We start from the raw sequence: 9,408 nt of genomic DNA, 5'->3' as shown, positions 1-9,408 counted from the left end.
TTTACACTCACTTCATTTGAGAGAATTCACAGCATGGTAAACTCTGCAAATCATCATACTTCTTATGTAACATCCTTGGAGACAAACAGACCCAAGCAAAAGCTTTATTCCATGAAAGAAGCTATCATGATCACATTGGGCTCCATACTGCAGCATCGGCACTGAAAAATTCAAAGGGCCTTTTGGGCGTATCTTCGTCACCAAAATTACAGGTGGAACAATCCGAGAGCCAGAGCTGTAACAATAAACACCAGATACATGGGAATTGCATACTTCATAAAGGTTTTCAAATAGTCGCCGAAATTCATTTCCGTTCTGTCAATCAGAAGGAACAGCCATGCGACGGTGGGGCTTCCGTAACGAATCGCCTGACCCATCATAGACGCCATGGTAATTTCCATCGCGCCGATTCCGAACTGCGCGGCAATCGGCACAATGACCGGGAGAATCCCAAAATAGTAGGCGTCAACCGGCAGAGCCCAGCACGCGACGGCACCGATGAGAGCAAAAATAATCGGGATATGGGTGCCAAGTGATTCGGGGATCAGGCTTGCCAGATTGGCTGCCAGGGCCGTTGCCATACCGCTGCTGTTGAGGACGCCCATGAAGCAGCCCGCCGCCATAATAATGATAGCGACAGAAATGGTGTCTGCGCCGTTCGCGGCAATTCTTTCGCGCTGCTCTTTGAAGCCATAGTTTACAGCTATCACGATTCCGGTGCCAACCATGAAAAGAAGCGCTCCGCTTGCAAGGCCCATGATCATCGCTACCATCAGTGCAAGAGTGAACACAAGATTAAAAACAAACAGCTTGGGGCGTTTGCTTTCCTTGTCATTTTCGGTGATCGCCGCGCACATTTCCTCGATCTGAGCAGCGCTGATGATCTCTCCGCCGCCCTTTACATAGCCCAGGCGCTTGCGCTCGGCTGTTCCGAGAAAGTACGCCAGAACGATCACATAAACCAGACCCACACCCAAAACGGGAAGAAATGCCTTAAAGAGAACATTGACATCCACATTGATGACAGAAGCCGCTCTGGCCAACGGACCGCCCCACGGCAGACAATTGCCGATGGAGCAGGGCAGAATGATCATCATTGCCAAATTGGAGAGCTTCATATTCATCTTCTTAAACAGCGGGATGAATGCGGCTGTTACGATCAATATGGTTGTTGTTCCATCTCCGTCGAGGGTTACGGCACAGGAGGTCAGAGTCGCGACCATCATAACCTTCAGCGGGTCTCCCTTTGCCTTTCGGATCAAAAAGGTGCACAGCGGGTCGAACAATCCCACATTCATCATCAGGCTGAAGTAAAGCACCGCGAACAGAATCATCACGCCGGAATTGATGGTTCCAAGCTTAACAGAGCCGGAATCGCTCAGGGTGTAGAATAATCCATCCTTAAACCAGGAAAAGAGATCTGTAAAAGGAACCCCATTGACAACACAGGCAAGCAGGCCGGCGACAGTGGATGAAATAATCAGGCCCGCAAAAGCAGACATCTTTTTCGTACAAACAAGAACGAGGAACAAAACAATCATGAAATATGCCAAAGCTACCAACATATCAATACCCTCCTCCATCATGAAACACGATGTGATTCCATTTTAATCCATCATGATTTGCCCTGAAGCATTTCCGTAACCCATGCGGGTGCAAGGTTCGGAAGTTCACGCCCTTCTTCTCTGCATTTGCGGTAATTGGCGATGGCGTCGCGGCGCTTGAGCTCATAGTCCTCTTTCTTTTCGGCTGCCGTGAGCACCTCCTCAATGCGCCCGCGCGGGATGACCGTTACGCCGTCGTAGTCGCCTACCACCAAATCCCCGGGAGTCACTTTCACGCCCGCACAGGTAACAACCGTGTTGATCTCGCCCGGGCCCTTTTTGTCGGGACTTCTTTGCATAAAGCCTTTTGCATAAATCGGAATATCCAGGGCAGCCAGACCGGTCTTGTCTCTCACATAGCCGTCAATGACAATGCCGGAAAGTCCGATGGCCGCCGCAGCGCCGCCCATCAGATCGCCCATATACGCGCGCTCCGTGTAGCCCTTTCCTGCAACAACAAGGACATATCCCGGCTTTCCCTGGTAAATCGCCACATGGATCGGAAAGTTATCGCCGTCCTCCGTGTCGACCGTACAGGCGGTACCCACCATCAGTTTGCCGTCGTCCAAAGGGAGCAGATCGGCATCCATACAGCCGTTTCTCTCAATTCCAAGGGACGCCATACCGTCGCACAGCTGTGCAGGGCTCAGCTTTTTGACACGCTCGATGATTTCATCCGGAATCAGCTCCGGCAGTTCATAATATTGATTGTTGCTCATTTCAATCCATCCTCCTCATTCTCTTTTACCAGCAGCTTGATGGCCTCGCGGTAATCCAGATCGCCGCTGGGGTCTATTTTGTCGGCCCAGTGCTGCGCCGCGAGTGCGTCGAGCTTTGCAATCGCCGCTTTCGACATGGACGCATCCACCTTCAGACTTTCCAGCGTGCTTACCACGTCGCGCATCTCGGCGCTTCTGCGCTCGGCATGGATCATGGTGCGCGCAATGAACGTATTGGCCAGCTTTTCAACCGTTTTTCCGTTGATGGATTCACCAAGGGAATCTGCCAAAGTGCTCAGCACGCCGTATTTTTCCGCAGCCTCGAAAGATTCGAACATCAGCTGGGGCAGGCCCTTCATGACCACGCTTTTCAGCATTTTGATGGCGGACGCGCCTCCCGCCGGTGCGTCCAGCACGGTCAGTTTCATGTTGCAGGGTGCAAACGCGTCATAAAACGATTGGGCGCCGTCCCCTGACAGAAACATCGGGACCTTGTGTCGGTTTCCCGGCACGGTACCCATAACCCCCGCATCGCAGAACAACACACCCTGTGCACGGGGAATTCTATCGATCTCTTCCTCCACAGTGGGGGCCGCAGAGTTCAGATCGACAAAAATCTGGCCTGCCTTCAGCCGGGGGATGATGTCTTTCGCCACGGAAAGAGCCACCTTTGCACTATTCATGGACGCGATACAGATTCCCTCGCTGCAAGCCTCATCCAAACCGATCAGCGGAATCCCCACCTCCTGCGCGCGCGATTGGATCAGTTCGCCCCGCTTCGGGTCCTCTGCGAACACATCGTATGCGGCCATGCTTTCAAATCCCTCCGACTTCAGGCCAAGCGCGATGTTGTACGAGGCTTCGCCGAAGCCGATAAATACCAGTTGATACTTCAAAATCATGTCCCTCCTTCAAATTGTTCCAGTATCAATGAAGGATTTAAGCAATAAATGTGCCAACTTTATGCCTGGATGGTTTTATCGTACAAGCCCTTTCCATCGACATGGATCAAGAAACAGGATCAAACCCGGGCTTTGCGCGAAAGGAAAAGAAATAAAAAAAATTCTGCGCTTTTATTTTTTCAGCGCAGAATTTTAAATATCCCATCTATTGCATTTCATTACAAACGAACGGTTTGAAAGAATCTGCAATATTTAGAAACGATATGCAACTTAATGAAAGTATCTTACCAACTCAAAATACCCCGGCTCCGATTCCTGTATTTTCTTGATTTTGCGCCAGAGAGTTGTTGTGCTGATCCCAAGCTGCCTGGCGGAACGCTCCCGGTTGCCCTTGTTTTCATGAAGAACACTCCGAATCAGTTCGCGCTCCGTCATGGGTTCTTTTGCAACAGAGGTGCCGTATTGGGGTAGAACCTCTTCCATCTGTGTGCGGGGTTTTGTCAGCACAGTGTGTTCGACAAGATCGGCCGTGATGGTGTCCGTATCACATATCACGGCCAGCCTTTCCACAATATTGTTCAGCTGGCGGATATTTCCGCGCCACTGCTGCTTCATCAGCAGGTTGAGAGCTTCCTCCGTGATTTTCTTTGAAGGCAGCTTGGGATTTTTCAGAAAACAGCGCACCAGATCGGGAATATCCTCTCTGCGCTCATCGAGTGTGGGAAGCTGAAGCTCCAGAACACAAATGCGATAATAGAAGTCCTCCCGAAACAGACCGTTTTGCACCAGCTCTCGTAAATCCTTATTGCTGGCCGCGATAATGCGGACATCCACAGAGGTCACCCGGTCGTCTCCCAGGCGGATCACCTTTCGTTCCTGAATCACCCGCAGAAGCTTCAACTGCACATCGGGCGGCGTTTCACTGATTTCGTCAAGAAAGATGGTCCCATTATGTGCCAGTTCGAACATTCCAGCCTTTCCCTCACTCCGCGCGCCGGTAAACGCACCCTTGACATAGCCGAACAGCTCACTTTCCAATACGCTGGCCGGCAGGGCCGCACAGTTTATGGCAACAAAGGGAGCCGACTTGCGCCTGCTTGCATTATGGATGCTCTGCGCGAAAAGCTCTTTCCCCGTACCGGTATCGCCGAGGATCAGGACAGTGCTGTCTACTGCGGCGTATCGCTGTGCCAGGGATTTTGCGGCTCTTAATGCAGGGCTACTTCCAATGATATCGTCAAAGGTTTTATCCGAGATATGTCCGCACGTCAGAAGGCTGTGCCGGATTTTCTGTTCCATTTTCTGAATCTCATGCTGGTACTGCACCGTCACCGTCGCCCCGATTACGCTGTCCTTGATGCATACGGGAGCAATATTCAGGATGAGAGAGGATTTGCGGGTGTTGATCAGCACATTCGACAGCGTTTCCCTGTGCTTGAGCGTCGAATCCAAAAAATCGCCCTTCAGGAGTTTGTCAATCGGTTGTCCCGGTGAAAGCTCCGGGAGCATGCGATGCGCATTTTCATTGATATTGGTGACGATTCCCTCCTGATCCACACTGAATATGCCGTCTGAGGTGCAGTTCATGACGGCCTGGATCATTTCATGTTTGCGTTTCAACTCGTGATTTTTCCGCAAACGCTCATCCTCGATCTTCAGATGATAAAGCGCCTCGTCGATTGCGTCATTTACCGCGTCTTCATCTGTTTCGGTCATGATATATTGAATCCCGCACTGAGTAACCAAATCGCGCAGGGAAATCCCGCCTATTGCTACCTCAATCCCCATGTGCGCCAGCTTTTCCATCTCTGCTCTGACATATTCTTCCTTCAGCTGAGCGTCTATAGGGCAGATCAAGGCATTTTTAAGCAGAGGTTTACTCTTGTTGAGAATCTTGAGAAAGGAATCTGAGGTTGCAAGAAAAGCGATTTTATCCGATATTTTCAAGGCCTTCTGGTAGCCGATGTAGCAATCGAAAAAAGTGTGCTTTTCCTCAATCACAGGAATTTCCAGGTTGCTCCGCAGCATGCGCGCGGTGTTCCCGCGGCTTATGATGATCTTTGCGCCTTCCCCAATCATCTGCTTTGCAACGGGAATGGCGTTTTTCTGGGAGGCCTGAACAACAGGGCAGCTGAGTTTTCTCTCAGCAAGAACCTTCCTGAATTTTGATGTCATCGTACTGGAAGGGGAAACTACTGCAAATTCTACTCGCATCTGTATCCATCCTCATTATTTGTATTTAAAATCGATACTGGCAAAAACGCCCACAAGAGCATTGATCTATGATTCAAAATAAGTGTATCATGAGCATATGAGCTTTGCAAATAAGAAATCCCCTCATGTTATGTATAGGCGCTTTCAGATTCGTAAAAATCCGAATGTGAAAAGGAACTCTATCCGGAAAACCGAGTTTTATCAAAATTGATTCCGGGGGATGACATTTTGATCGATTGATAGCCTAAAATATCATAAGCCTCTCATGGCCGACACAATATACCACCTTGCAAGGTTGGGAGAGTCCACGTATTTTTCACCATGATTTTATGTTATAAAATCATGCCGTTTTGGTTCTACCAATATTTCATTCCTTAGCTTCAGCAATATTCCCGATGAACGGTGAGCATATTCCGGCTGCTTATCAAAAAAACGCAGCTTAAATCCAAGAAAATCCAGTCCAACAGCCCTGAAAAGGTGTTTGGTTTATTTTACAAATCCATGGTGACATCTTTGTCAGAAAAATAGAATTATCTTTTCAGACATTGTGTTTCAATTCAATTGTGATAAAGTTAAAGCATTGGGATCTATTTTGGAATGACCAATTTAGTTCCAACACACAGGTTCAGATACAATTAGAAAAGTGGGGTGTTTTCATGTCTGTACTCATTCCTTTTGGCACATCACAGATCACGCTCAATGCGGAGCTTAGCAATGCGGAGATTTTGGAATCCCATATTGGAGAACTTAAAGCAGCAGATACAGAGGACGGCCTGGTGTTGGCCGCAATGGAGAATCCGATCGATTCTGCCCGTCTGCGAGAACTTGCCGCCGGCAAAAAGACCTGCACCATTATTATCAGCGACCATACACGCCCGGTTCCGAGCAAGCATATCATTCCCTTTATGCTGGCCGAGCTGCGTGAGGGGAATCTCGATATCGACATAACGCTGCTGGTGGCTACCGGCTTTCACCGCCCAACCGGCAAGCAGGAACTGGTGGAAAAGCTGGGAGAAGAAATCGTCGAGCGGGAGAAGATCGAAATACATGACAGCCGGGACGCATCCTGCAATGTGCAGATTGGCACGCTTCCTTCCGGCGCGGCGTGTGTGATCGATAAAAAGGCCGCACAAACGGATCTGCTGATTGCAGAGGGCTTTATAGAGCCACACTTTTTCGCCGGTTTTTCCGGCGGAAGAAAAAGTGTGCTGCCGGGAGTCTGCGATCAAGTGACTGTACTGGGCAACCACTGCTCGCAGTTTATCGCTTCTCCATATGCCCGCACCGGCGTGCTGGACGGCAATCCGCTGCACAAGGATATGGTTGCCGCAGCAAAGATGGCAAATCTGGCCTACATCGTAAATGTGATTATTGATGAAGATAAACGTGTTGTGGCAGCCTTTGCCGGCGATCCGATTACCGCTCACCGAAAGGGCTGTGATCTGCTGCTGAACTACTGTCAGGTACAACCTGAGCAGCACGGCGATATTGTGATCTCCAGCAATGGAGGCTACCCGCTGGACCAGAATATTTACCAGAGTGTGAAGGGTCTTACTGCCGCGGAGGCTGCCGCAGCACCGGGTGCTGTGCTGATTATGGTAAGCTCCTGCAACGACGGGCATGGTGGAGAAAACTTCTACCGCGCGCTGTGTGACTGCGTTTCTCCTCAGCAGCTGACGGAACAGATTCTCGCCACACCGCAGGATCAAACCATGCCAGATCAATGGGAATTCCAGATTCTGTGCCGGGTGCTATGCAAGCACCATGTGATCTATGTGACGGACCCCATGCAGAAGAAGACTGTGGAGGATATGAAGATTGCATGGGCACCGGATGTGGATACCGCATTACAGCAGGCCAGAAAAATAAAAGGTGAAAATGCGCATCTGGTGGTGATTCCGAACGGGATCTCCGTTATGGTGCGGGAGTCGGTATAGCGCTCCACTTTGCTGCCAGCCGGCAATAGGAACGATACTTCGTAAGCGACAAAGGGAATCGTGGTTTTCCCACGGCCCCTTTTGCAGTATGATTGTCGATCCCTAAAACCGCCTTGGCAGCAGAATCCAGAGTGGTGAAGCAAGTAAATAAAGAAATACAAGGAGTTTATACAGATTTGCCGTCGGACATGTTTATGATTTAATCATGTTCATAGATACCACTTCGCTACGAGGCTAGCCGAAAAAGGCTGCGAATACAAAGCCCTTTCATCCCTTATGGCATATCCCGAATACCGACGCTGTAAGACGTCTTAGATATCATCATCAAAAAAACAGTCGCCGGAAACCCTGCCAAGGTTTCCGGCGACTGTTTTTTCTTTATGGAGAATAGATCGATCTGTAAAAATCCAATTCAATTATGCAGGGGACTTTCACCCTGTATTGTTACAAAAACAGGAGCAGCCCGGCTCCGAAATAGGAAATCAGCCCGTAAAGTACGATGTACAGCAGGTAATATTTCAGCGTAATGCGTAGAATGCCGCTTTCCTTCCCAGTATTCCCGGTTGCTGCCGTTGCTACGGAAATATTCTGCGGGGAAATAATTTTACCCGCCGTTGAGCCCATGGTGTTTGCCGCAACCAACCAGATCTCCTGAACACCGATGGCCCGTGCGGTTTCCGCCTGCAGCGCACCGAATAAAACACTGGAGGAGGTGGCGCTGCCGGTTACGAAGGTTCCGATCGAACCGATCAGCGGGGCAACCAGCGGGAACGCTGTGCCGGTAACCGCCACCAGAAAGGCTGCGATGTCACGCGTCATACCGCTGTAGCCCATCACCTTTGCCGCTGCCAGAATCGTCATCAGTGTGATGACGGTTTTCGACATCTGCTTCAGGGTCTGGCCCATCACCGTCAGCATATCGGATCCGCTTGCCTTCTGCAGCAGTCCGCCAATGATGGCGGCAATCAAAATCAGTACGCCGGGAGTAGCCAGCCATGAGAAGGTATAAGGAGAGGCTCCTTCACCGGCATAGATGATAACGCTCGTTTTCACTGCGGACAGCACGTTATAAATCGGGGGCACCAGCTTGGAAACGGTCAGCAGAAATACGAAGATCAGGATAAAGGGTGCCCATGCAAGCAGAGCGTTGCGAAGGCTCAGGTGCTCCTGAGCAGCGGCCTGTGCTTCCTCGGTGGGGGTAACCTTGTATTCCTCCGGTGTGTTTTTGCAGAGAAATTTCGCCGCCAGAATCGTCAGCGCCATACTGGCGACAGAGCCGGTGACCGCAGGCAGCTCCGCACCGATAAAGCGGGAGGTGATCAGCTGCATGATTGCAAAGCCTAAACCAGAGATCAGCGCAATGTGCCAGCTCGTTTTCAGGCTTTTCAGCCCGCCGCCCGCAATCACCACCAGCAGCAGAGGGGTGAATACCACCATGATAAACAGCTGCAGCGACACGACCGTTGCTGTGGTGATTGGGTCGTAGCCTGTGATTGAAGCAACCGTAACGGTGGGGATGCCGATAGAACCAAAGGCCGTGGGGGTCGCATTGGAAACCAGGCAGACAACAGTTGCAAAGATCGGGTTAAAGCCTAGGCCGCACAGAATGCTGGCAGGGATTGCAACAGAGGTGCCAAAGCCCGCCATACCTTCCATAAATCCGCCAAAGCCCCAGGCAATGATGAGTACCAGAACGCGCTTGTCGTTGGAAACCGACGTCAGCATTTTTTGGATTTTTGCCATCGCTCCGGTTTTTACCGTCAGATTATAAGTAAAAATGGCGGCGATGATAACGATAGCGATAGGCCAAAGAGCCATGACGACTCCTTCCAAACCGGCGGTAAACACTTCGATTGCCGGTGCTTTCCAGTATACAAGAGCCAGAAGGATCGCGATGACCAGCGCAAGCGGGCAAGCCTTGTAGGCAGGCATTTTTATGTAACAAAGGGAAAAGACAAGCCATAAAATCGGCAGAAGAGCCAATAGAAAGTCTAAGAACATAAATCTACCTCATTCAGCAGTTTTCAAAGCC

6 protein-coding genes are annotated in these 9,408 nt (G+C 50.3%); 1 reads left to right on the top strand and 5 read right to left on the bottom strand.

Annotated features, from left to right (window positions below; translation table 11 throughout):
* Positions 1 to 206: 206 nt before the first annotated feature.
* From HMPREF1141_RS03560 to HMPREF1141_RS03545, 4 genes are all read right to left on the bottom strand, one after another.
* Positions 207 to 1,565, bottom strand: a complete 1,359-nt coding sequence (locus HMPREF1141_RS03560; RefSeq protein WP_009061046.1) for a citrate:proton symporter — start codon at positions 1,563 to 1,565, stop codon at positions 207 to 209.
* Positions 1,566 to 1,615: 50 nt separating this feature from the next.
* Complete coding sequence (locus tag HMPREF1141_RS03555; RefSeq protein WP_009061075.1) at positions 1,616 to 2,323, bottom strand: S-adenosylmethionine--2-demethylmenaquinone methyltransferase; 708 nt, start codon at positions 2,321 to 2,323, stop codon at positions 1,616 to 1,618.
* Positions 2,320 to 3,225, bottom strand: a complete 906-nt coding sequence (locus tag HMPREF1141_RS03550) for a DUF1932 domain-containing protein (protein ID WP_009061082.1) — start codon at positions 3,223 to 3,225, stop codon at positions 2,320 to 2,322. Before HMPREF1141_RS03550 ends, HMPREF1141_RS03555 begins: the two co-directional genes overlap by 4 nt.
* A gap of 270 nt (positions 3,226 to 3,495) precedes the next feature.
* Positions 3,496 to 5,439 (bottom strand): sigma 54-interacting transcriptional regulator, encoded by a 1,944-nt coding sequence (locus tag HMPREF1141_RS03545; RefSeq protein WP_009061079.1) that lies wholly within the window; start codon positions 5,437 to 5,439, stop codon positions 3,496 to 3,498.
* 656 nt (positions 5,440 to 6,095) lie between these two features.
* On the opposite strand from HMPREF1141_RS03545, the gene larA reads away from it, so the two are divergent.
* Complete coding sequence (gene larA, locus HMPREF1141_RS03540; RefSeq protein WP_009061115.1) at positions 6,096 to 7,376, top strand: nickel-dependent lactate racemase; 1,281 nt, start codon at positions 6,096 to 6,098, stop codon at positions 7,374 to 7,376.
* A 444-nt stretch (positions 7,377 to 7,820) separates the two neighbouring features.
* Here the strand turns inward: larA and HMPREF1141_RS03535 are convergent, their stop codons facing one another.
* The gene (locus HMPREF1141_RS03535; protein ID WP_009061083.1) at positions 7,821 to 9,377 is read right to left on the bottom strand and encodes an L-lactate permease; all 1,557 of its coding nucleotides are present in this window, start codon (positions 9,375 to 9,377) and stop codon (positions 7,821 to 7,823) included.
* Positions 9,378 to 9,408 lie beyond the last annotated feature (31 nt).

Source organism: Clostridium sp. MSTE9 (genome assembly GCF_000277625.1).
Lineage (GTDB): Bacteria > Bacillota > Clostridia > Oscillospirales > Acutalibacteraceae > Faecalispora > Faecalispora jeddahensis.
The sequence above is the reverse complement of the archived record's forward strand: the minus strand, read 5'-3'. Positions and strand labels throughout refer to the sequence as shown.

Excerpts from the sequence above, each read along its gene's own strand:
- larA (WP_009061115.1), top strand. The coding sequence starts at position 6,096 with ATGTCTGTACTCATTCCTTTTGGCACATCACAGATCACGCTCAATGCG.
- HMPREF1141_RS03550 (WP_009061082.1), bottom strand. The coding sequence starts at position 3,225 with ATGATTTTGAAGTATCAACTGGTATTTATCGGCTTCGGCGAAGCCTCG.
- HMPREF1141_RS03535 (WP_009061083.1), bottom strand. The coding sequence starts at position 9,377 with ATGTTCTTAGACTTTCTATTGGCTCTTCTGCCGATTTTATGGCTTGTC.
- HMPREF1141_RS03555 (WP_009061075.1), bottom strand. The coding sequence starts at position 2,323 with ATGAGCAACAATCAATATTATGAACTGCCGGAGCTGATTCCGGATGAA.
- HMPREF1141_RS03545 (WP_009061079.1), bottom strand. The coding sequence starts at position 5,439 with ATGCGAGTAGAATTTGCAGTAGTTTCCCCTTCCAGTACGATGACATCA.
- HMPREF1141_RS03560 (WP_009061046.1), bottom strand. The coding sequence starts at position 1,565 with ATGTTGGTAGCTTTGGCATATTTCATGATTGTTTTGTTCCTCGTTCTT.